The organism is Roseovarius azorensis (assembly GCF_900109455.1).
GTDB lineage: Bacteria > Pseudomonadota > Alphaproteobacteria > Rhodobacterales > Rhodobacteraceae > Roseovarius > Roseovarius azorensis.
Genome location: NZ_FOAG01000001.1, coordinates 36,783 through 58,247, shown reverse-complemented (window position 1 = coordinate 58,247; position 21,465 = coordinate 36,783). Strand labels below are relative to the sequence as shown.

At 60.4% G+C, this 21,465-nt stretch carries 21 protein-coding genes; 18 read left to right on the top strand and 3 right to left on the bottom strand.

Annotated elements, in window-relative coordinates; all coding sequences use genetic code 11:
• Positions 1–153 precede the first annotated feature (153 nt).
• The 4 genes from dprA (at position 154) to BSG08_RS00275 (ending at position 5,620) form a co-directional block, all read left to right on the top strand.
• On the top strand, positions 154–1,305 hold the full coding sequence (dprA, locus tag BSG08_RS00290; RefSeq protein ID WP_093030283.1) for a DNA-processing protein DprA: 1,152 nt from the start codon (positions 154–156) through the stop codon (positions 1,303–1,305).
• Between the two features lie 215 nt (positions 1,306–1,520).
• Positions 1,521–4,172: a type I DNA topoisomerase gene (gene topA / locus BSG08_RS00285; protein WP_093030280.1), complete on the top strand. Its 2,652-nt coding sequence runs from the start codon at positions 1,521–1,523 to the stop codon at positions 4,170–4,172.
• 123 nt (positions 4,173–4,295) lie between these two features.
• Positions 4,296–4,991, top strand: coding sequence for a CoA transferase subunit A (locus BSG08_RS00280; RefSeq protein WP_093030277.1), 696 nt, complete (start codon positions 4,296–4,298; stop codon positions 4,989–4,991).
• A complete protein-coding gene (locus BSG08_RS00275) occupies positions 4,991–5,620 on the top strand; it encodes a 3-oxoacid CoA-transferase subunit B (protein WP_093031838.1) in 630 nt (209 codons plus the stop codon). Before BSG08_RS00280 ends, BSG08_RS00275 begins: the two co-directional genes overlap by 1 nt.
• Positions 5,621–5,654: 34 nt before the next feature.
• Here BSG08_RS00275 and BSG08_RS00270 read toward each other — a convergent pair whose 3' ends face one another.
• Positions 5,655–6,473, bottom strand: coding sequence for a lytic transglycosylase domain-containing protein (locus BSG08_RS00270; RefSeq protein WP_425439258.1), 819 nt, complete (start codon positions 6,471–6,473; stop codon positions 5,655–5,657).
• Between the two features lie 357 nt (positions 6,474–6,830).
• Here BSG08_RS00270 and BSG08_RS00265 point away from each other — a divergent pair, with 357 nt between their 5' ends.
• From BSG08_RS00265 to BSG08_RS00205, 13 genes are all read left to right on the top strand, one after another.
• On the top strand, positions 6,831–7,016 hold the full coding sequence (locus BSG08_RS00265; protein WP_093030271.1) for a Flp family type IVb pilin: 186 nt from the start codon (positions 6,831–6,833) through the stop codon (positions 7,014–7,016).
• Positions 7,017–7,153: 137 nt separating this feature from the next.
• Complete coding sequence (locus BSG08_RS00260) at positions 7,154–7,339, top strand: hypothetical protein (protein WP_093030268.1); 186 nt, start codon at positions 7,154–7,156, stop codon at positions 7,337–7,339.
• Positions 7,340–7,589: 250 nt separating this feature from the next.
• On the top strand, positions 7,590–8,459 hold the full coding sequence (cpaB, locus tag BSG08_RS00255; protein WP_093030265.1) for a Flp pilus assembly protein CpaB: 870 nt from the start codon (positions 7,590–7,592) through the stop codon (positions 8,457–8,459).
• A gap of 196 nt (positions 8,460–8,655) precedes the next feature.
• Complete coding sequence (locus tag BSG08_RS00250; RefSeq protein WP_093030262.1) at positions 8,656–10,065, top strand: type II and III secretion system protein family protein; 1,410 nt, start codon at positions 8,656–8,658, stop codon at positions 10,063–10,065.
• A gap of 16 nt (positions 10,066–10,081) precedes the next feature.
• Positions 10,082–10,735: an OmpA family protein gene (locus BSG08_RS00245; protein ID WP_093030259.1), complete on the top strand. Its 654-nt coding sequence runs from the start codon at positions 10,082–10,084 to the stop codon at positions 10,733–10,735.
• Between the two features lie 253 nt (positions 10,736–10,988).
• The gene (locus tag BSG08_RS00240) at positions 10,989–12,218 is read left to right on the top strand and encodes a CpaE/TadZ family protein (protein ID WP_093031835.1); all 1,230 of its coding nucleotides are present in this window, start codon (positions 10,989–10,991) and stop codon (positions 12,216–12,218) included.
• Positions 12,219–12,234: 16 nt separating this feature from the next.
• Positions 12,235–13,677, top strand: coding sequence for a TadA family conjugal transfer-associated ATPase (locus tag BSG08_RS00235; protein WP_093030256.1), 1,443 nt, complete (start codon positions 12,235–12,237; stop codon positions 13,675–13,677).
• Positions 13,678–13,682: 5 nt separating this feature from the next.
• The gene (locus BSG08_RS00230; RefSeq protein ID WP_093030253.1) at positions 13,683–14,651 is read left to right on the top strand and encodes a type II secretion system F family protein; all 969 of its coding nucleotides are present in this window, start codon (positions 13,683–13,685) and stop codon (positions 14,649–14,651) included.
• A gap of 13 nt (positions 14,652–14,664) precedes the next feature.
• The gene (locus BSG08_RS00225; protein ID WP_093030250.1) at positions 14,665–15,639 is read left to right on the top strand and encodes a type II secretion system F family protein; all 975 of its coding nucleotides are present in this window, start codon (positions 14,665–14,667) and stop codon (positions 15,637–15,639) included.
• A 60-nt stretch (positions 15,640–15,699) separates the two neighbouring features.
• On the top strand, positions 15,700–16,224 hold the full coding sequence (locus tag BSG08_RS00220; protein ID WP_245770559.1) for a tetratricopeptide repeat protein: 525 nt from the start codon (positions 15,700–15,702) through the stop codon (positions 16,222–16,224).
• A gap of 29 nt (positions 16,225–16,253) precedes the next feature.
• Positions 16,254–17,111, top strand: coding sequence for a tetratricopeptide repeat protein (locus BSG08_RS00215; RefSeq protein WP_093030247.1), 858 nt, complete (start codon positions 16,254–16,256; stop codon positions 17,109–17,111).
• A 9-nt stretch (positions 17,112–17,120) separates the two neighbouring features.
• Positions 17,121–17,621 carry a prepilin peptidase gene (locus BSG08_RS00210; protein WP_175544651.1) on the top strand — a complete coding sequence of 167 codons (501 nt, stop codon included), beginning with the start codon at positions 17,121–17,123 and terminating at the stop codon, positions 17,619–17,621.
• Between the two features lie 98 nt (positions 17,622–17,719).
• Positions 17,720–19,030, top strand: a complete 1,311-nt coding sequence (locus BSG08_RS00205; RefSeq protein WP_093030244.1) for a P-loop NTPase family protein — start codon at positions 17,720–17,722, stop codon at positions 19,028–19,030.
• 51 nt (positions 19,031–19,081) lie between these two features.
• On the opposite strand, the gene BSG08_RS00200 is transcribed toward BSG08_RS00205, so the two are convergent.
• Both BSG08_RS00200 and BSG08_RS00195 read right to left on the bottom strand, forming a co-directional pair.
• Complete coding sequence (locus BSG08_RS00200; RefSeq protein WP_175544650.1) at positions 19,082–19,744, bottom strand: outer membrane protein; 663 nt, start codon at positions 19,742–19,744, stop codon at positions 19,082–19,084.
• 338 nt (positions 19,745–20,082) lie between these two features.
• The gene (locus tag BSG08_RS00195) at positions 20,083–20,859 is read right to left on the bottom strand and encodes a LytTR family DNA-binding domain-containing protein (protein ID WP_093030237.1); all 777 of its coding nucleotides are present in this window, start codon (positions 20,857–20,859) and stop codon (positions 20,083–20,085) included.
• Between the two features lie 166 nt (positions 20,860–21,025).
• Between BSG08_RS00195 and BSG08_RS00190 the strand changes: the two genes are divergently transcribed.
• Positions 21,026–21,448, top strand: a complete 423-nt coding sequence (locus tag BSG08_RS00190; protein WP_093031825.1) for a PaaI family thioesterase — start codon at positions 21,026–21,028, stop codon at positions 21,446–21,448.
• The last annotated feature ends 17 nt before the right edge of the window (positions 21,449–21,465 follow it).

Genomic DNA, 21,465 nt, shown 5'->3' with positions numbered 1-21,465 from the left:
TGGTGACGGGATGCGCCGTACAGACACATTTTTCTCAATTAAAACATCATTTTGCAAGATTTTTGCGGATCACACACGTTTTTGGTGCCTTGGTTTACCGCTCATTAACCCTCTGCGCGCTATCCATGATCCTGCAAGCAGGCGAGGTCACGGATGCCCGAAGAAAACCATCCTTCCACTCACCCCCCACTCCCACCCACCACGGAAGATGAGCGGGTTTCGTGGCTTCGCCTCTTGCGCTCCCGCCGGGTCGGACCGGCCACGTTTCACCGGCTGATGGCCGAACATGGCAGTGCCGGGGCGGCCCTCGCAGCGCTGCCCGAGGTGGCGCGCGCGGCAGGTGTCGGGGATTACACCGTCTGCCCCGCAGGCGTGGCAGAGGCCGAACTGCGCGCCGGGCACACGATGGGCGCACGGCTTATTCTCAACACTGACGCAGACTATCCCGCGCAGTTGTCGGATATTCCCGATGCACCCCCCTTGCTCTGGATGATGGGCGACGCGACCCTGCTGTCGCGCCCGATGATCGCGCTGGTGGGCGCGCGTAATGCCTCGTCTCTGGGCACACGCATGGCGAAATCGCTCGCTGCTGACCTTTCGGAACAGGGTTATATCATCGTCTCGGGTCTTGCACGCGGCATCGACACCGCCGCCCATCTTGGCAGTCTCAAGGGCGGCACGCTCGCGGTAATGGCAGGCGGGGTCGATGTGATCTACCCCACCGAGAACACCACCCTGGCCGGTGACATCCTGACCAACGGCCTGCGCCTGTCCGAACAACCCATCGGCCTCGTTCCGCAGGCCCGCCACTTTCCAGCCCGAAACCGGCTGATCAGCGGTCTGGCGCGCGCAGTGGTGGTGGTCGAGGCGGCGGCGAAATCCGGCTCTCTTATCACCGCGCGCACGGCACTCGATCAGGGGCGAGAGGTAATGGCGGTGCCCGGCCACCCGATTGATGCCCGCGCCAGCGGCTGCAACATGCTCATCCGCGACGGCGCCATCCTGGTGCGCAGCGCCGAGGATGTGATCGAGGCATTAGTCGGCCCAACACCGCCAGAGGTGCAGACCCAACTGCCGCTGGCCGTCACAGAGCCGCACGCACCCCGACCCGAGCGTAGCCTGCGCGAGGTGACCGCGCTGCACGAACAGATTCTGCGTCGCCTGGGGCCCTCGCCGGTGGCCGAGGACCAACTGATCCGCGATCTTGCCGCTCCGGCGCGGGCGGTGGCCCCCGTGCTGGTGGATCTGGAACTCGAGGGGCGCATCGTGCGGCACGCGGGTGGATTGCTGGCTCTCGCACGCTGAGAATCAGCCGGAGCCAGACCCTGCAACCCCGTCGAAGCAGGATCGCACGCGATGCCCGCAGATGGCACGCCCACCTGCCCCGCTGCACGCCCACGTCCCCACCACTGCGCCGACAATTCGCCGGTTCGGGGCCAAAATCGTCGCATTGACAATTCCCCTTGCCAGCCCACATGGTCCGCCGCCATAAGCCTCGACCAGAGTCGAAAGGAGCGCCCATGCCCGTTGTCGTTGTCGAATCGCCAGCAAAAGCCAAGACAATCAACAGGTATCTGGGCGACGGCTACACGGTTCTGGCAAGCTATGGCCATGTGCGCGACCTGCCTGCCAAGGATGGCTCGGTAGATCCCGATGACGGATTCGAGATGACATGGGAGGTCGGCGCCGACAGCCGCAAGCATGTCAAGGCGATCGCCGATGCGCTGGCCCGCGACAATGCGCTCATTCTCGCCACCGACCCCGACCGCGAAGGCGAGGCGATCAGCTGGCATCTGGAAGAAACCCTGCGCAAGCGGAAGGCCATCAGGAAGGACACGCCCGTCAGCCGCGTGGTGTTCAACGCGATCACCAAATCCGCCGTCACCGAGGCGATGCAGAACCCCCGGCAGGTCGACGCGCCGCTGGTCGAGGCATACCTTGCCCGCCGCGCGCTCGATTATCTCGTGGGCTTCAACCTCTCTCCGGTGCTATGGCGCAAGCTGCCCGGCGCGCGCTCGGCGGGTCGGGTGCAATCGGTCTGCCTGCGCCTGATCGTCGAACGCGAGATGGAGATCGAGGCGTTTCAATCCCGCGAATACTGGTCGGTCAAGGCGGTCCTGACCACCCCCCGCGGACAGGAATACGAGGCGCGCCTCATCTCGCTGGCGGGCAAAAAACTCGACAGGTTCGATCTTGAAAATGCGACACAGGCGGAACTGGCAGTGCAGGCCGTAACCTCACGCGCCCTCTCGGTGACCGCGGTCGAGGCGAAACCGGCCACGCGCAACCCGTCGGCGCCCTTCATGACCTCGACCCTTCAGCAAGAGGCCAGCCGCAAGTTCGGCATGGGGGCCAAGCAATGCATGAGTGCGGCACAGCGCCTCTATGAGGCAGGATACATCACCTATATGCGCACCGACGGGATCGACATGGCCCCCGAGGCGGTGATGGCTGCACGCGACGCGATCAAGGATCGCTACGGCGAAGACTACCTGCCCCAATCCCCGCGCATGTATAAGAACAAGGCCAAGAACGCGCAGGAAGCGCATGAATGCATCCGCCCCACCGAGATGACGCGCGACGCGGGCAAGATCAGGACCACCGACGCCGATCAGCGCAAACTTTATGATCTGATCTGGAAGCGCACCCTCGCCTGCCAGATGGCCGCCGCACGGATGGAACGCACCACCGTCGACATCGGCAGCGATGACGGGCAGGTCGGACTGCGCGCCACCGGTCAGGTGATGCTCTTTGACGGTTTCCTCAAGATCTATGAGGAAGGGCGTGACGATGTGATGACTGATGACGAGGACCGCCGCCTGCCGCAGATCATGCAGGGCGAGCGGGCCACCTTTGCCGCCACGTCGCTCAAGCCGGAATTCGCCAGGATCAGCCAGGATGCCCAGGGCATCACCGCCGTCCTGTCGGACAACGAGGCCGTTCTGGCGCTCCGTCACTTCACCCAGCCGCCGCCCCGCTATACCGAGGCGACGCTGGTCAAGAAGATGGAGGAACTGGGGATCGGCCGCCCCTCGACATATGCCAGCGTGCTGACCACGATCCAGGACCGTGAATATGTCCGCAAAGAACAGAACCGCCTCATTCCCGAGGACAAGGGCCGGGTCGTGACGGTGTTTCTGCTCAACTTCTTTCGCAAATACGTGGGCTACGAATTCACCGCCAATCTGGAAGAGGATCTCGACCGGGTGAGCGCGGGAGAGGCGGATTACAAGGACATCCTGACCCGGTTCTGGCGCGATTTCTCTGCCGCGATTGCCGAAACATCCGACCTCAGGATCAGCGAAGTGCTCTCGGTCCTCGACGAGGCGTTGGCTCCTTCACTCTATCCGCCGCGCGAGGATGGCGGCGACCCGCGGCAATGTCCGCTCTGCGGCACCGGGCGGCTGCACCTCAAGACCTCACGCAGCGGTGGATTTGTCGGCTGCGGCAACTACCCCGAATGCCGCTATACCCGCCCCATCGGCGGCGATGCCGCGGAGAACGGCGACCGGGTACTGGGCGAGGATGAGAACGGCACCGAAATCTCGCTACGCTCTGGCCGCTTCGGCCCCTATGTGCAGCGCGGCGATGCCACCGAAGACAACCCCAAGCCCGATCGCGCCAGCCTGCCCAAGGGCTGGAAGGCCGATGAGATGACGCTTGAAAAGGCGCTCACGCTCCTCAGCCTGCCGCGCGAGGTGGGCCAGCATCCCGAGGGCGGGCTGATCACCGCCAATTTCGGGCGTTTCGGGCCGTTTCTCATGCACCAGTTGCCAGACGAGGCCAAGCCGGTCTATGCCAATCTGCGTGATCCGGCAGATGTATTCGAGATCGGGATGAACCGCGCCGTGGAGATTCTCGCCGAAAAGCGCGCCAACCCTGGCGGACGCGGGCGCGGGGCGGCAACCAAACCACTGCGCGATCTCGGCGAACATCCCCAGGGCGGCGGCCCCGTTCATGTGATGGAGGGGCGCTATGGCCCCTATGTCAAATGGGACAAGATCAACGCCACCCTACCCAAGGGCACGGAGCCGGGCGATCTGACGCTCGACATGGCGGTGGAACTGATCGCAGCCAAGGCCTCCAAGCCAGGCAAGGCGCGCAAAGCCGCGGCCCCCAAAGTCACTTCAAGGAAAGCGGCACCCAAAAAAAAGGCGGCGGCGGGCAAATAGCCGCTGCCCGCTCGCCGCCTACGTAGAAATCCCTAATTCGCTGTGATCCACAGGGGCGCGCGTTGACTTGGCGCCCCATTCCACCGCATATCGGGACAGACAGACTTCAGGAGGAGTTTTGCTATGAAAAAGGTCTATGGCTCGGCCGCCGAGGCGTTGGACGGGCTGCTGTTTGACGGGATGACGATCGCGGCGGGGGGCTTTGGTCTCTGCGGCATTCCCGAACTGCTGTTGCAGGCGATCAAGGAGGCGGGCACCAGGAACCTGACATTTGCCTCCAACAACGCGGGCGTGGACGATTTCGGCATCGGCATCCTGTTGCAGACCCGACAGGTCAGAAAGATGCTCAGCTCTTACGTGGGCGAGAACGCCGAATTCATGCGGCAATATCTGAGCGGCGAGCTGGAACTGGAATTCAACCCTCAGGGCACGCTGGCCGAGCGGATGCGCGCAGGCGGTGCGGGCATACCGGGCTTTTACACGAAAACCGGCGTCGGCACGCAGGTGGCCGAGGGCAAGGAGCACAAGGATTTCGACGGTCAGACCTATATTCTGGAACGCGGGATCTTCGCGGATCTGAGCATTGTCAAGGCATGGAAAGCCGACACTACCGGCAACGCGATCTTCCGCAAGACGGCGCGGAATTTCAACCCGCCCGCCGCGATGTGCGGCAAGATCTGCGTGATGGAGGTCGAAGAGATCGTCGAACCCGGCCAACTGGACCCGGACAACATCCACCTGCCGGGCATCTATGTGCATCGCCTCATTCAGGGCGAGCATGAGAAACGGATCGAACAACGCACTGTGAGGGCTGCATGATGGCTTGGGACCGCAATCAGATGGCCGCACGCGCGGCGCAGGAACTCGAGGACGGGATGTATGTGAACCTCGGCATCGGCATACCGACGCTGGTCAGCAACTATATCCCCGAGGGCGTGCAGGTCACGCTGCAATCAGAAAACGGCATGCTGGGCATGGGGCCCTTTCCGACCGACAACGCGGTCGACCCCGATCTGATCAACGCCGGCAAGCAGACGATCACCGAATTGCCGCATACCAGCTATTTTGACAGTGCGACCTCCTTTGGCATGATCCGGGGCGGCAAGATCGCCATGGCGATCCTGGGCGCGATGGAAGTGGCCGAAAACGGCGATCTGGCCAACTGGATGATCCCCGGCAAGCTGGTCAAGGGAATGGGCGGCGCGATGGATCTCGTCGCCGGCGTCGGTCGCGTGGTGGTGGTGATGGACCACACCAACAAACATGGTGAATCAAAGGTGCTCAAGGCATGCACCCTGCCCCTCACGGGCACCGGCGTCGTCAACCGGATCATCACCAACCTTGGCGTGTTCGACGTGGTCGAGGGCGGCCTGAAAATCCTCGAGACCGCCGACGGCGTGACCGAAGAGGAATTGCGCGCCGCGACCGAGGCGACCATCGTCAACTGATATGCCCGCCCGGTCGCTCCGCGCGACCGGGCGTTCATTTCATCGCGAGATTGAGCGCGCAGGCGTCAGTGATGAGTTCGGGCCGTGTCTTGCACAGACCGCGCGCGACCTCGAACGCGGCCAGCACCTTGGGGATGTAATCGCGCGTCTCGGCATAGGGTGGCACGCCATTGTGCCGTCTGACTGCGTTCTCACCCGCATTATAGCCCGCGAGCGCCAGCACGACATCGCCACCGAATTCCTCGATCAGCCAGTTCAGATAGGCCACCCCGCCCCTGATGTTCTGGTCGGGGGCCAGCACGTCGCGCACACCGAACCGCTTGGCCGTGCCGGGCATGAGCTGCATCAGCCCCTGTGCACCCGCCGGGCTCAGCGCATCGGAACGCCCCGAGGATTCGATCGCGATCATCGCCAGCACGAGGGCTGGCGACACCGGCGTGCCTATGGTCTCGCGCAGGATATGGCGACCTTCCGAGCGCGCGATCTGCTGCAGCGTCTGCAGCCGGGGTGCGCCGACCACCTGCCCGGCTGGTGGATTGGCAAGATGATCCATCGCAGATCTCAGACGATCCGCGCTGGAACTGGCCAGGTCGGCCGGGACCCGCTGCCAGAACCAGTCATAGCCGGATATCCGGGCGCCGTCCGGCAGCGGCTCCTCGGGTGCCTTGGGGGTCTTGGCGGGCGCGGGCGGGGCCTTGGCCTCGATCTGTACCGTGATGCGCTTGCGCGTGTCGGGCGCGGGCGGCTTCTCCCGTTTGAACGTGAACTCCGGAAAAGGCGGCGGATCCCCGGCCAACGCGGGGCCGGATCCCAACAGGATCACAGTCGATACCAGAAATATGAATACCTTGATAGCAGGCACTGCTCTGCCTCTGATTGATTTATGTGAGTATCGCAAAAATCGACGCATCACACCAGCATTGTGTTTGATCGGGCAACGTGGCGGACATCGCGGATGCAGGAATTACTCTTCGAGATCGATGTATTTTGACACTCAACTGTCTTTGTTTTGTTTTTTATCAATATCTTATGCAATATCTTGGTTAAATCTTAAACTTCACAAAAAAGGCTTTAATGCCGCCCAAATCCCGCCCGATTTCGCTGGCTTTATCAGTTTACATCACGACGGCAGCGGGCCATTAAAAATGAACGGGTCTCAAACCAGAGTGGATGTACAACTGCGTAACTGATCCTTTGGAGGGACCAAATAATGATCAAGTTTTTCAAGAACTTCATGAAAGATGAAGACGGCGCCGTAACGGTTGACTGGGTCGTTCTGACCGCAGCCGTCGTGGCCCTGGGTGTTGCCGCCGTGGCAACCGTCGGCGGCAGCATCAACACCGTCGCCGGAAACATCGCGACTGCTGTTGAAGCAACGCCCACGACCACTCCGTAAGGTCTCGCTCTTGCAATGATGACTACGGTTGGCCGCGGATCTATTGGTCTGCGGCCAAACTGTACGAAAAAGCATCGGGTTTCCTGATACCGTAACTGGCCACCCGGAGACAGCGACGTTATAGCGAGGCCGAGAAGATGATTAACTCTATTCTGAAATACCGGATTGAACGGTTTACCAGGGGAAATTCCGGTGCCGTCACCGTGGACTGGGTAGTCCTGAGCGCCGCAGTAGTCGCCTTGGCGATCGGAGCCGTGAACGTCATTCTGGGTGATGTGAGCGGTCTTGCCAACGCCATCGAAGGCGTAATGGATCTGTTCTGATCGCCTCTCTGGCTCTGCGCCAGACAGATGCCGGTCACCCGGTCGGCGTGTTCGGCCCTTTGGGCCGGCTCTTTTCGTTGTGCGTATCACTTTTTCCGTTGTGCGGATCAGTTGCAAACGCGCGAATTCAGTATCCTAAATCCGTCCGTATCGATCCATTCTTTCGCCATAATCCCGTGCAATACGGCTCTGGAACACGGGGGGTGTCGCTTGGCGGCGCACCCGCAGGAACATCTTGAAAGGGTAAGCCATGCGTGTTGTTTTTGGACTGGTTCTCATGTTCGGTCTCGGCCTTGCCGGATTTGCCGTATACATGGCCAAATCCTACATCGAAGGTTATCAGGCCCAGCTTGAGGAAGAGCGCAAGCAACGCGCGCCCAATATCGAAACGGTCGATATCTATGTTGCGACACGAGCGTTGAAATACGGGGAACCTCTCGGTCCGGAGGCTGTCCGCCTCACCGCCTTCCCGAAGGATTCGCTGCCCGAGGGCGTATTCACCAAGAGTGAGCAACTTTTTTCCAAAGGCGAGGCAGTGCCGCGCACCGTGCTGCGCGGGATTGAAACGAACGAGGCCATTCTTGCCGTCAAGGTGACAGAACCGGGCGAAGAAGCCGGAATCACCTCACAACTCAAGCGCGGCGAGCGCGCCTTTGCGATCAAGGTGGACGTCACCAGCGGCGTGTCAGGTTTCCTGCGTCCCGGTGATCGGGTCGATGTCTACTGGACCGGCAGCGTCGGTGGAAACAACCTGCGCACCGAAGGCAACTCCACAGGCGAGGTCACCAAGCTGATTGATACGGGCGTGAGACTCATCGCCATTGACCAGGTGGCAAACACTGAAATGGCCGAAGCGGTAATCGCCCGCACCGTGACAGTCGCAGCATCCCCGCAACAGGTTGCTGCGCTGGCCCAGGCACAATCCACCGGGCGGCTGTCGCTGTCCCTCGTCGGAGCGATGGACGATTCAGTCTCGGAGGAAATCGAGATTGATCAGCACCGCCTCCTGGGTATCGCCGCCAATACAGTGATCGAACAGGCGCCGACACCCGAGACCTGCACGATCCGCACGCGCCGCGGCGCAGAGGTGATCGTGACACCGATCCCCTGCACGAACTGAACACAGCCTGATACAACGGATTGGGGTGCCCGCGCGGGCACCCCTTTTCTGTTGGCGCTGCCATTTGGCCACAAAAAATAGAAAAACGCGCGATTTTGCATTGATTCTTGAAAAAAAATACGAACTGCCGCACAGTTTGGTCAAATCCGGGCGTAAAAACCCGATAAAAAGAGGCGTGATCGGAAAGGCAGGTCACATGAAAATTAGTTCCTACGTATGGGCAGCTCTCGTCGGGTTCGCTCTTTTTTCCGGGCCATTTGCGCCCCCGGCTTATTCTGAAACGGTCCGGGTGGTCAGCAATGGCACTTCAAGCAATCTGAATGTCCCGATGAACCGGGCAATTGTGGTTGAGAGCGATGTGCCCTTCGCCGAACTGAGCGTGGCCAATCCGACGATCGCGGATTTTTCCACCCTGTCGGATCGCACGATCTATCTTCTGGGGAAAAGCCCGGGGCGCACGACGCTCACCCTGCTCGACGGGACCGGACGGTTGATCACCAATATCGACGTGCATGTCAGCGCCGATGTCTCCGAATTCAAGGAGCGGCTCCAGCAGATACTGCCTGGCGAGACCATCGAGGTGCGCACCGCAAATGACGGAATCGTACTCTCTGGCGTGGTGTCGAGCATGGCACGCCTGCAACGCGCGCTCGATCTTGCTGAACGTTACGCGCCAGAGCGGGTATCGAACCTGATGTCTGTCTCCGGCAAGCAGCAGGTCATGCTCAAGGTGCGCTTTGCCGAAATGCAGCGCAACGTCTCCAAGGCATTGTCGACCTCTCTTGCGATTGACGGACTGTCATCTATCTCCGGCGAAGGTGTCGGGATCGCCGGCAGCAACCTCAACACCGGGCAAATCGGCGGTGGCGACCTTGTGTCAGCAGGCAACAATGCAGGCACCGCCTTCTTCGGCTTTGACATCGGATCGGTCGAGGTGGGTATCCTGCTCGAAGCGCTTGAAACCAAAGGCGTTGTTCGCACGCTGGCAGAGCCGAACCTGACCGCGCTTTCGGGGCAAGAGGCCAAGTTTCTGGCCGGTGGCGAATTCCCGATTCCGGTGGCGCAAGATAACGACACCACGACGATCGAATTCAAACCTTTCGGGGTTGAACTGAATTTCGTGCCGCGCGTGGTGGATGATGGCATCATCAACCTTGAAATGGCTGCCGCCGTCTCGTCGATTGACACGGCAAACGCGCTTCTTTCCAACGGATTGCAAGTGCCCGCTTTCCGCCGCCGCGACACGTCCACCACGGTGGCGCTGCGGGATGGGGACAGCTTTGCCATTGCCGGCCTGTTGCAGGACGATTTCCGCGACAACAACGCGCAAGTGCCGTGGCTGGGTGACATTCCGATTTTGGGTGCGCTCTTTCGCAGCGCCGATTATCAGCGCGCACAAACCGAGTTGGTCATCATCGTTTCGGTTCATCTCGTCACACCGACGCGGGGCGAAGCGCTGGCATTGCCCACGGATCGTGTGAGATTGCCTTCTGATGCGGATCTCTTCCTGAACGGGCGCGTCGCCAAGGGTGCCCGTCAAGGCGGGGCTGTGGGTGAAGTGGCCAAGCAGGATTTCACCGGATCCTATGGCTATGTCATGGATTGATGGAGAGGCTGGGACAATGAAACACATTCTTGCAATCACCGGCCTTGTCGCCCTGTCTGCCTGTGCGGATCAGGGCGAGGTCTACCGTTCGTATTCAGAGGCAGGGTCGCTCACCGATAATGGCAGTTTCGGCGATGCGAACATGAACAACCATCTGGCGATGACCAGTGAGGACAACTTCGTCATCAACCTCTCGAACCGCTTTGCCGAAGAAGTGCCAAACACGATCAACTTCGCCTTCGATTCGGCGGCTCTGGACGCCGAGGCCCAGGCCACGCTGCGCCAGCAGGCCCACTGGATCCGGCAGTTCCCCGAGGTGCGATTCCGCGTTTATGGTCATACCGACGCGGTCGGCTCGGAGGCCTACAACCAGTCGCTCGGCCTGCGCCGCGCGCAGGCGGCCGTGGCCTATCTTACCAGTCAGGGCATCAGCCGCTCGCGGCTCGAAGCGGTGGCCTCCTTTGGCGAGACACAGCCGCTGGTCGTGACTCAGGGCCGCGAACGCCGCAACCGGCGTACCGTGACCGAGGTGTCGGGTTTCGTGAAATCCAATCCGATCATCATGGATGGCAAATATGCCGAGGTCGTCTACCGCGAGTATATCGCCAGCGCCGTCCCGGCATCGACTCTCATCATGGTGACGGAAGGCTCGGAAACCACCACCGAGTAATACGGGCCTTAGTTCGCCCCGTCCGGCTGTACCGTAGCGACTCAACCCGCCCTGACTGGGCGGGTTTTTGTTTTTCGAGATCGCATAATTACGATTTTTTGGCCCCAATGTCGCCAAGATTTCCGGCGATTGTCGTTTGGTGCTGAGCGTTTCCCACGCAGAGATCGTCCGGCGGTCGGGCCGGAAAATTCCCGGTCAGGCCGGGATACCGGCGAGAGTTGCGAGGCGATGCAAGAACAGGATCAATTAGATGATGAGTAGTGCGACAAGACAACCTGAACCCAGCCCGCTGATCGCCTGCACGATCAGTCGCGATGTTCAGAATTTCGATCTGCTGATCGAGGACATGGAAGCCGTGCTTGGCGAGGCCTGGGGCGATCTCGGCTTTGCCGAGGCTCTGGCCTTTATCAACCAGCCCGAAGCCGCGACCCTTGAATTCGTCGCCATGGCGATTGACGAAACCGATGAGGACGATCTGGTCATGCTCGGCGAGATCATCGCACTGGCCAGCAAGAAGAAGATCAAGATCATCCTGATCGCCGAGGATGTCAGCCCCGCAGCCCTGCATCAACTATTGCGACAGGGTGCGGATGAATTCGTGCCCTATCCCCTGCCGGAGGGAGAGTTGCAGGCCGCCATCGAACGGCTGAAGAAACCGGCGGTCGCGGTCACGGAATCCGCATCCGCGCTGACCCAGCCCACCAAGGGTGACGGGGTGGTTCTGGCTGTTCACGGTCTCGCGGGTGGCACCGGCGCCACTACATTGGCGGTCAATCTCGCCTGGGAACTGGCGACGGTGGAAAAGGCCAATCCGCCACGCGTCTGCCTGCTGGACTTCGGCCTGCAATTCGGCTCGGTCTCGACTTTCCTTGATCTGCCCCGCCGGGATGTGGTGTTCGACATGTGGTCCGATACGGAACACATGGACGACGATATCTTCCGTCAGGCACTGGTGGCCTTTGAGGGCAAGCTCTGGGTTCTGACTGCCCCACCCGATATCATCCCGCTCGATCTGATCTCATCCGACGACGTGCGGCGCGTTCTGGATCTGGCGCGGCGGCACTTTGATTATGTGATCGTCGACATGCCCGCGACGCTGGTGCAGTGGACCGAGGCGGTTCTCAATGGCGCGCAGATCTATTTCACCACGCTCGAGCTGGACATGCGCTCGGCGCAGAATGCCCTGCGCCTCAAACGCGCACTCACATCAGAGGAACTACCGATTGAAAAGCTGCGTTTCTGCCTGAACCGGGCTCCGGGATTCACCGATCTCAACGGCAAGAGCCGGGTCAAACGCATGGCCGAAAGCCTCGATATCAACATCGAACTGCTGCTGCCGGATGGTGGTCGCGCCGTGGGTCAGAGCTCGGATCACGGTTTGCCTCTGGCTTCGGCCGCGGCCAAGAATCCGCTGCGCCGGGAAATAGCAAAGCTGGCCAGCTCGCTGCACGAACTGGGTAAAAGCGACGCGGAAGCTGCATAAAAGGGGGTGAAGTCCAATGTTTTCCCGATACAAGCAAGGTGGCGCTGGCGCGAGAATGGCGAACAAGCCTCACGTAGTCGCCCCCCCGAAAACTGCGACCGTCGCCGAGCAGCCCGCTACATCCTTTCGCAAGCCCGCGCCGATGGCCACCGCCGTCCCGGTTGGCATCGACAAGGAACGCAAGCGCAAGGAGCGGATCAGCGAGATCAAGATCGAACTGCACCGCGCGCTGCTCGACAACCTGAACCTTGCCGCGCTCGACACCGCCACAGAGGCTGATCTGCGCGCCGAGATCAGCTCGATCACCGGTGAAATCCTGCAGGACAAGGGAATTGTTCTGAACCGCGAGGACCGCGCACAACTCACGCAGGAACTCTATGACGAGGTCAAGGGACTGGGGCCGCTCGAAACCCTGCTCAAGGACGACACGGTCAACGACATTCTGGTCAACGGACCACATCAAATCTTTGTCGAACGTGACGGCAAGCTGCAACTGAGCGATGTCAGCTTCAAGGACGAAAAGCATCTGCTGAGGATCATCGACAAGATCGTGAGCGCGGTGGGCCGACGGGTGGACGAATCCAACCCCTATGTCGACGCGCGCCTGGCCGACGGATCGCGTTTCAACGCGATGGTGCCGCCGGTGGCCGTAGACGGAAGCCTGGTCTCGATCCGCAAGTTCAAGAAGGACAAGCTGGGGATCGACGACCTGGTGCGTTTCGGCGCCTTCTCCGAGGAGATGGCCGCCTATCTGCAGGCCGCCGTGGCGACCCGGCTCAACGTGATCGTGTCTGGCGGGACGGGCTCGGGGAAAACCACCACACTCAACGCGCTATCGAGTTTCATCGACAATTCCGAGCGCATCCTGACCATCGAGGACACCGCCGAACTGCAGTTGCAACAGATCCACGTCGGCCGCATGGAGAGCCGCCCGCCAAACGTCGAGGGCAAGGGCGAGGTCAGCCCACGCGACTGCCTCAAGAACGCTCTGCGGATGCGCCCCGACCGTATCATCGTCGGCGAGACGCGTGGCGAAGAGGTCATCGACATGTTGCAGGCCATGAATACCGGCCATGACGGTTCAATGACCACGATCCACGCCAACAACGCCCGTGACGCCATCAGCCGTCTGGAAAACATGGTCGCCATGGCCGGGATCGAAATGCCGCTCAAGGCGGTACGCAGTCAGATCGCCAGCGCCGTCAACCTCATCGTTCAGGCCAGTCGTCTGCAAGACGGCTCGCGGCGCATGGTCTCTATCACCGAGGTGACGGGCATGGAAGGCGATGTGATCTCCATGCAGGAGATCTTTCGGTTTCAGCGGGTTGGCCTGACACCCGACAACAAGATCATCGGCCACTACACCGGCACCGGAGTTCGCTCGCACTTCTCAGAACGTTTCCGACTCTGGGGCTATGATCTGCCGCCCCATATCTTTGAACCCATCGCAGCGGAGTAACGCAGATGACCATCAGTGCAGAACCGATCATTTACGGCCTGATCTTCATCGGCGTTCTGGTGCTGGTCGAAGGCCTCTACCTGACCGTCTTTGGCCGCTCGATCAGCCTTAACAACCGGGTCAACCGACGTCTCGAGATGCTGGACAAGTCCGGCAATCGCGAAGAGGTCATGGAGAAGTTGCGCAAGGAAATGCGCCAGCATCTCAAGGCGCGCAAGGTGCCGCTATATTCGATCCTGTCGAACAAGGCGCAAAAGGCTGCGATAGCCTTCTCTCCCAGACAACTGGTCATGCTGATGGGCGCACTCAGCCTCCTCGCCTTTGTCGGCCTGTCCGTCGGAACCGAGACCTCTGTACCAGTACGTGCCCTGGTCTCGATCGTGATGGGCGTAGGCGGCATTTTCACATGGATCAGCATGAAAGCCAGCAAACGCATGACCCTGATGGAAGAGCAACTGCCCGATGCGATCGAACTGATGGTACGCTCTCTGCGGGTCGGGCATCCGTTTTCCTCGGCCATCGGGATCGTCGCGACCGAGGTCTCCGACCCGCTCGCGACCGAATTCGGCATCATCGCCGACGAGGCCACCTATGGCCGCGACATGGGCGAGGCGCTGAAAGATATGGCCGAGCGGCTGGATATGCAGGATCTGCGCTTTCTTGCGGTCGCGGTGACCATCCAGCAGCAATCGGGCGGCAACCTGGCCGAAATCCTTGCCGGTCTGGCCAAGGTGATCCGGGCGCGGTTTCGCCTGTTTCGCCGGGTCAAGGCGATCACCGCCGAAGCAAAATGGTCAGGCAAGTTCCTGTCCGGTTTTCCCATCTTCGCGCTGGTCGGCATTCAACTTCTCAAGCCCGACTATTACGACAAATCCATGGATCATCCACTGTTTATCCCCGCCACAATCGCAGTCGGCACCTTTCTCGTGCTCAACCTCATCGTCATGCGGGCGCTCGTGAACATCAAGGTCTGAGAAGGACAACACCATGCTAATCCTGAGCGTTCTGAATGATATTCTGACTGGCGCGCTTGGCCCGTTCGGCCCGCTGATCGCGGTGGGCGGCCTTGGCGTGATGCTGGTCCTGATCACCATATCCATGCTCCTGAACCAGCGTCAGGATCCTCTGGACAAGCTCAAGCAGCAGGCGGCCGGCAAAGCCGAGGACCAGCCCAACAAGGCGCGACTGCGCGCAGGCAATCGCAACCAGAAACTCGACCGCTATGCGACCTTTCTCGAACCGAAGGACGAGAAACAGCTGAGCCAGATGCGCCTGACCCTGTTGCAAGCCGGCTATCGTAGTCGAGATGCGGTGCGCTACTTCCATTTTGCACAGTTTGCGTTCGGCTTGGGGTTTCTGGTGCTGGGCGTGCTTTATTTCATCCTGTTCAAGGCCGGCGGGCAGACATCAACCCAGGAAACACTGGGCTATATCCTTGGCCCCGGTGCAGTGGGCTATGTACTGCCAAAATACTGGGTTACCAAGCGCAAGCAGAAACGGCAGGAAGAGATCCAGGATGGTTTCCCCGACAGTCTTGACATGATGCTGGTCTGCATCGAGGCCGGTCAGTCGATGGATCAGGCGATCATCCGCGTCGCAAGCGAGATTCGCGCCTCCTATCCCGCGTTGGCAGAGGAATACGAAATCGTGTCCCTGCAGATCAAGGCAGGGCGCGACAAACCCTCGGTGCTCAATGAGATGGGCGAGCGCTGCGGTGTTCAGGACATCTCCAGCTTCGTGACTGTGCTGATCCAGTCTCAGACCTTTGGCACCTCGATCGGCGATGCGCTGCGGGTCTATGCGGCCGAGATGCGTGACAAACGTGTCATGCGGGCCGAAGAAAAGGCCAACAAGCTGCCTACAAAGATGACATTGGCGACAATGATGCTTACAGTTCCGCCACTGTTGATCATCCTGGTCGGCCCGTCGGTTCTGGGTATCATGGATCTGGTCAACCTGTAGGCCGCAAGGCGGCAGGCCAGACATATGCGGGGGGCAATGCGGCGCGCGACATGGATGTTGATGACAGTGCTCAGTCTTGTTGCCTGCGCTCAGGATCCCGCCCATCAGGGCCCCTACGCCCCCGGCCTCGCCAAAAGCGGTCCGACGGTCGATCCGCTGATCGTCGCTCATCGTCTGATGGACGCGGGCGAATACGAACTGGCGCATACGGCCTACAGCCGTGCTGCCGTGACCCAGGGCATGTCCCCCGATATTCTGGCGGGCCTTGGCAGCGCCAATCTCGCACTCGGGCGACTTGGCACCGCAGAGCGACTGTTGCGCCGGGCCATAGAGAGCGAAGAGGCCACACCCGAAACCTGGAACAATCTCGGTGTCGTGCTGGTGGAACAGGGTAACTTTGCAGAGGCCGAACAGTTCTTTCGCCGCGCCTATGCGCTCGATAATGGCGAAAGTGACGCAATACGCGACAATCTGCGCTTAGCCCTCGCAAAAATCGAAAATTCCGATTACACTGATGCGGAAGAGCAAGGCTACAAGGTGATACGGCGGGGCAGCAGCGACTATCTGATCCGCAAGATACCATGATGAGGCAGAGGACGTAAAAGGACGCAAAAATGCGCCACCCTATTTTTGTTTCCCTTTGCGTGATGGGTGCTTTTGCGCTGTCAGCATGTGGGCAATCATCAGAAAATGATGTCAAGCGCGCCTTTCAGGACGTGAATGTGGTGGATGAAACCAACCTCAACGACGTGATGCTGAGCGCCGCCGATCCGAATGAGGCAGTATCGTATTTCCAGCGCACGCTGGGTGAAAACCCCGACCGGATCGACCTGATGCGCGGTCTTGGCACATCGCTGGTGCGCGCCAGGCGCAACACCGAGGCCGTAGCAGTCTGGTCGAGGGCCGCCGAGCATGAAGAAGCCACCAACGAGGACCGCGTTGAATTGGCGGATGCACTTATTCGCAACAACGAATGGGCTCGTGCCGATCAGGTATTGGACAGCATTCCGCCGACCTATGAAACCTTCAAACGCTACCGGCTTGAGGCGATGATCGCCGACAGCAAGAAGGAATGGAACAAGTCCGACAGCTTTTATGAAATCGCTGTCGGATTGACCACCCAACCCGCCGGTGTGATGAACAACTGGGGCTATTCCAAGCTGTCGCGCGGCGATTACCCGGGGGCTGAACGGCTGTTTTCCGATGCAATACGTCAGGACCCCGCGCTCTTCACCGCCAAGAACAACCTTGTGATGGCACGCGCAGCGCAGGGCAATTACGCCATGCCGGTTCTGCCGGTCAGCCAGACCGAGCGTGCGCAACTGCTCTATACGCTGGGACTCTCGGCGATCAAGCAGGGCGATACAAGCATCGGCAAGGGCCTATTGCAGGACGCGATCGACACCCATCCGCAGCATTTCGAGGATGCCGTGCGCAGTCTGCGTGCGCTCGAAGCCAATGTATCAGGCTAGACGGGACTCATGACACTGGCCATCACCGCCAAATCGGCGCTCTGGTTTCTACCCTTTGTCCTGCCGGTCTGTGCTTGGGTGGCTTGGACCGATCTGAGCCGGATGAAGATTCCCAACACCGCCGTAATCACGATGGTCGCGATATTTCTGGTGGTGGGTCTGATCGCGCTGCCGCTGTCCGACTACCCATGGCGGCTGCTGCATCTCGCGGTGATGCTGGGTGTCGGATTTCTCGCCAATGCGGCGGGGCTCATGGGGGCGGGGGATGCCAAGTTCATCGCCGCCGCCGCCCCCTTTGTCGCGCTTGGCGATGCAGCCGCACTGTGTCTCATCTTTGCCGCCACCCTGCTAGGGGCCTATGTAACTCACCGCATTTTCAAACACAGCCCCTTGCGGCGCATGGCACCTGACTGGTTGAGTTGGTCGTCGGGCAATAAATTCCCCATGGGTTTTGCCCTTGGTGGTGCCTTGGCAATCTATCTGGGCCTCGGCGCGGTTTACGGGGCGTAATCGCGCACGCCCCAGACCTGCCCGACGCTGACCTTAATTTCTGCACCTTTGCCCGGCAGGATCACGGCTCATATGCATGTGCTAGACAGGCCCTTTCGATGAATATGCAAGTCGCCCCCGGCGTTCAACCGCCGCCACCGCCCAGCCGGATCGAGGAAATGCAGCTCCCCATCGTGATGATGCGGGATATCCTACTGAAAACCATGTTCCGCAAGAATGTCGACATGGTCTCGGATGTGGCAGAGGCGATCTGCCTGCCGCGCGCTGTGACGCAGGAACTGATCGACATGGCGCGCAGTCAGAAACTAGTCGAGGCGACGGGCACGCTCAACGCCAATTCCGGCGGCGAGATGGGTTATCAACTCACCGATGCCGGCAAATCGCGTGCCCTTGATGCGCTCAGCCAATCCGAATATTACGGCGCCATGCCGGTGCCACTCGCGGTTTACCGTGAGCAGGTCGAACGTCAGTCGATCCGCAATATACAGATCAGCCGTGACCAGCTGACTACGGCGATGGGGCACCTCATCCTGCCCGACAGCCTGCTCGATCATCTGGGGCCCGCCGTCAGCGCCGGGCGCTCTATCCTGATGTACGGCCCGCCCGGCAACGGGAAATCCTCGATTTCGAACGGTATCCGCGACGCAATGGGCGACAAGATCTACGTGCCCCGAGCAATCGAATATTCGGGGCAGGTGATCACCGTTTACGACCCTATCGTGCACTCCAAGGCCGAGGTCGAAATCGACGACCCCAACAGCCTGCGCCGCAAACGCACGTTCGACACGCGCTATGTTCGCTGCGAACGGCCGACGGTGATCACCGGGGGCGAACTGACCCTGTCGATGCTCGATCTGGTCTACAACCCCACCGCGCGCACCTATCAGGCGCCGCTACAGCTCAAATCGACCGGCGGCATCTTTATCGTCGACGACCTTGGCCGCCAGAAAGAACCCCCGCAGAGCCTTGTCAACCGCTGGATCGTGCCGCTGGAAGAGAGCAAGGATATCCTGGCCCTGCAATCGGGCGAGAAATTCGAGGTGCCGTTCGATACGCTGGTGATCTTCTCGACCAACTTTCACCCCAACAAGATCTTTGACCAGGCCGCTCTGCGCCGGATCTTTTTCAAGATCAAGATCGACGGTCCCTGTCAGGCCGATTTTCTCAAAATCTTCGCGATGGTGGCACGCAAGAAGGGGATGCCGCTCGATGAGACGGCGCTGGTGCATCTGGTTCGTGAAAAATACCCCACGATCAACAATGTCTATGCGAACTATCAGCCCGTATTCCTGATCGACCAGATGATCGCGATCTGCGAATTCGAAGGCATTCCTTATCAGATGACCCCGGATCTGATCGACCGGGCCTGGGCAAACATGTTCGTCAAGGAAGAAGAAATCATTCGATGAACAGTCGTCCGTGTCTCAGCCAGACTGCCCGGCAGGTGCCCGCACGCCGGATCAGAAATCGAGCCGCAGCCCAACCCTGAAGGCGTGTTGTTCGACCGAAACCGGCATGGCCACACCGGGAAAGCCCGGTGCCAGATCGCCCGAAGCAGTGCCATAATCGGTATAGCGATATTCGAAGCGCACGGATGTCTGCGCTGCCAGGCGGGCATCGACGCCCAGCCCGACCGTCAGGCCGTCCAGTTCATCGCTGTAGCCACCGGCAGTACCCGCCCCGGCGGGACCGCCGTTAAAGTCGAAATCACCATAGGCCCAGCCAAGGGTTCCGTAGAACAGTGTCGGCTTTGATCCCAGAGATGTGGCATATCCAAGAATGGCCCGGATCGACCCCTGCCAGTTCAGTTCGCTCCGACCGGCGGATGTGAACCCGGTGTTGTTCACGAACGACCCCGAGGCGTTGCTGCCCTCAAAATCAATCTCGCCACCAAAGACCAACTGGCCATTCTGTACGCCATAGCCGACAAAACCACCGTAGATCGCGCCATCGGGGCTGCTGTCATCGCTCGGGGCGCCAACGGACGGGAAACTGTGCCTGGCGTCATGATTGGTATAGCCGATCGTGCCACCGGCATAGAATCCCGACCAGTCCTGTGCGGCAACGACCTGCGGAGCGCAAAGCGCGGCGGCGGCTATAATGAGAGGACGAACAAATGACATTCTCAATCTCTTCTTCATGGGCAATCGCGTAACCTGTTGGCGGGTCCGCCATTCACCCGATATGGCGATAGTGCGCTCAAATCCATTAAGCCTCGTATCAACCGAGTATTCCAGCGGCATCTATTGTTCAGCCCCCTATTGTGGTCAAATCTTTCGATCATGTGCCTTTATCACAACTCCACTTCGAAACATCGCGAATCCTTTCTGAACATCCTCAAATCAAGGTTTTGCGCCGAACCAGGTTCGTCCCCTCCCCCCCGCTCCGGTCGACTGCAACACGCCCTCGTCATCCTGATGCGCGCGATGCTGCATGCCCTTCCAATGCCGCGCGGTCGCATTCAGCGCGCCTGACCACCCGCCTCGCTCCCGATCCATCCCGCCACCTCCAGCCGGGGTCTGTATTTGCGACTGACCGGCACACGGTCGCCGTTACGCAGGCGGACAAAAACCTTTCCCCCACTCTCGCGTTCTACCCCCGTGATCGCCGAAAGCGTCACCCAATGCGACCGGTGCGTGCACAGCCCCGCGACCGGTTCCATCTCCGCGATGGCATCTGCAAGCCGAAGCCGCAGCGTTTCCTGACCCGCGTCGGTCGCAACATCGACAAAATGATCATTGGCCGACAAGCGCATGATCTCGCTGGCCCGCACTTCGCTCAGACGCCGGTGCAGGCGCGGTCTGGGCGCTTCTTCCGGGATATCTCCCGCGTATCCGGCCGGCTGTTCCGCCCCGAGCATCCGGCGCAGCACAAACACCCCGGCCACGATCATGAACGTGTTGAAAGCAATGCTCCAGAGTTTCAGATCCCCATGAGTCAGCACCGGATCGAGCCAGCCGCGCAACGCCATGATGGCAGGCGCCAATAGCACGCAGGTCAGCAGGCTGGCCCCGAAATCGAAACGCACCGGGGCACGAATGCCAAAAGTCATCATCAGCGACCGCGCAACAATGCCCGCCATCAGTCCGGTGCCAATAACACATCCCCAATAGATCACCCGGACCAGCCATGTCATCGTGGCATATGTGCCGAACGGACCGGCTATCACCGCTATGCACCAGCCGGCGCTCAGGATGAATAACGTCAGGGGAGAGAGAAGCCCCTCATAGCTTGCCATGGAATGTCGTCTGAATTCGGACCAACCCAACCCGTCACCCTTCCTAAATGCCGTAATACGTGCATTTTACTCAGCAGGATTGTCAAATCAAACAATACAAATGTATCTGGCGTAACGATAAAGTCATCTTGACCCGGAAAGGCGGACAATGGAAATCCCGGCGAAGATATCCCCCGAGACCGAGCAGCGTGTTCGCGCCAGCTTTGCCGCGCAATCCATGATGACGACACTTGGCGCACGGCTGGTGGCGCTCACCCCGGGCGAAACCCGGATTGAGGCCCCGATCCTCCCCGGAAGCCGCCAGCAACATGGCTTTGGCCATGCCGGGCTGACCTTTGCCATCGGCGACAGCGCGGCGGGCTATGCCGCGCTCAGCGTCATGGCCGTCGGCCATGAGGTGCTGACCACCGAGATGAAGATCCACCTGCTCGCCCCGGCACGGGGCGATCTGCTGATCGCAAGGGGCCGGATCATCAAACCCGGTCGCCGGCTGGTGATCGTGCAGGCGGATATCCATGCGGTCGAGGCCGGACAAGAGATCCATGTCGCGCTCATGACCGGCACGATGATCCCGATCGCCGCGACATGACCCCCCGGCGAACGACC

Excerpts from the sequence above, each read along its gene's own strand:
- BSG08_RS00210 (WP_175544651.1), top strand. The coding sequence starts at position 17,121 with ATGACACTGGCCATCACCGCCAAATCGGCGCTCTGGTTTCTACCCTTT.
- BSG08_RS00245 (WP_093030259.1), top strand. The coding sequence starts at position 10,082 with ATGAAACACATTCTTGCAATCACCGGCCTTGTCGCCCTGTCTGCCTGT.
- BSG08_RS00275 (WP_093031838.1), top strand. The coding sequence starts at position 4,991 with ATGGCTTGGGACCGCAATCAGATGGCCGCACGCGCGGCGCAGGAACTC.
- BSG08_RS00220 (WP_245770559.1), top strand. The coding sequence starts at position 15,700 with ATGACAGTGCTCAGTCTTGTTGCCTGCGCTCAGGATCCCGCCCATCAG.
- BSG08_RS00195 (WP_093030237.1), bottom strand. The coding sequence starts at position 20,859 with ATGGCAAGCTATGAGGGGCTTCTCTCTCCCCTGACGTTATTCATCCTG.
- BSG08_RS00235 (WP_093030256.1), top strand. The coding sequence starts at position 12,235 with ATGTTTTCCCGATACAAGCAAGGTGGCGCTGGCGCGAGAATGGCGAAC.
- BSG08_RS00200 (WP_175544650.1), bottom strand. The coding sequence starts at position 19,744 with ATGTCATTTGTTCGTCCTCTCATTATAGCCGCCGCCGCGCTTTGCGCT.
- BSG08_RS00280 (WP_093030277.1), top strand. The coding sequence starts at position 4,296 with ATGAAAAAGGTCTATGGCTCGGCCGCCGAGGCGTTGGACGGGCTGCTG.
- BSG08_RS00205 (WP_093030244.1), top strand. The coding sequence starts at position 17,720 with ATGAATATGCAAGTCGCCCCCGGCGTTCAACCGCCGCCACCGCCCAGC.
- BSG08_RS00230 (WP_093030253.1), top strand. The coding sequence starts at position 13,683 with ATGACCATCAGTGCAGAACCGATCATTTACGGCCTGATCTTCATCGGC.
- BSG08_RS00265 (WP_093030271.1), top strand. The coding sequence starts at position 6,831 with ATGATCAAGTTTTTCAAGAACTTCATGAAAGATGAAGACGGCGCCGTA.
- topA (WP_093030280.1), top strand. The coding sequence starts at position 1,521 with ATGCCCGTTGTCGTTGTCGAATCGCCAGCAAAAGCCAAGACAATCAAC.
- BSG08_RS00250 (WP_093030262.1), top strand. The coding sequence starts at position 8,656 with ATGAAAATTAGTTCCTACGTATGGGCAGCTCTCGTCGGGTTCGCTCTT.
- cpaB (WP_093030265.1), top strand. The coding sequence starts at position 7,590 with ATGCGTGTTGTTTTTGGACTGGTTCTCATGTTCGGTCTCGGCCTTGCC.
- BSG08_RS00215 (WP_093030247.1), top strand. The coding sequence starts at position 16,254 with ATGCGCCACCCTATTTTTGTTTCCCTTTGCGTGATGGGTGCTTTTGCG.
- BSG08_RS00260 (WP_093030268.1), top strand. The coding sequence starts at position 7,154 with ATGATTAACTCTATTCTGAAATACCGGATTGAACGGTTTACCAGGGGA.
- BSG08_RS00225 (WP_093030250.1), top strand. The coding sequence starts at position 14,665 with ATGCTAATCCTGAGCGTTCTGAATGATATTCTGACTGGCGCGCTTGGC.
- dprA (WP_093030283.1), top strand. The coding sequence starts at position 154 with ATGCCCGAAGAAAACCATCCTTCCACTCACCCCCCACTCCCACCCACC.
- BSG08_RS00240 (WP_093031835.1), top strand. The coding sequence starts at position 10,989 with ATGAGTAGTGCGACAAGACAACCTGAACCCAGCCCGCTGATCGCCTGC.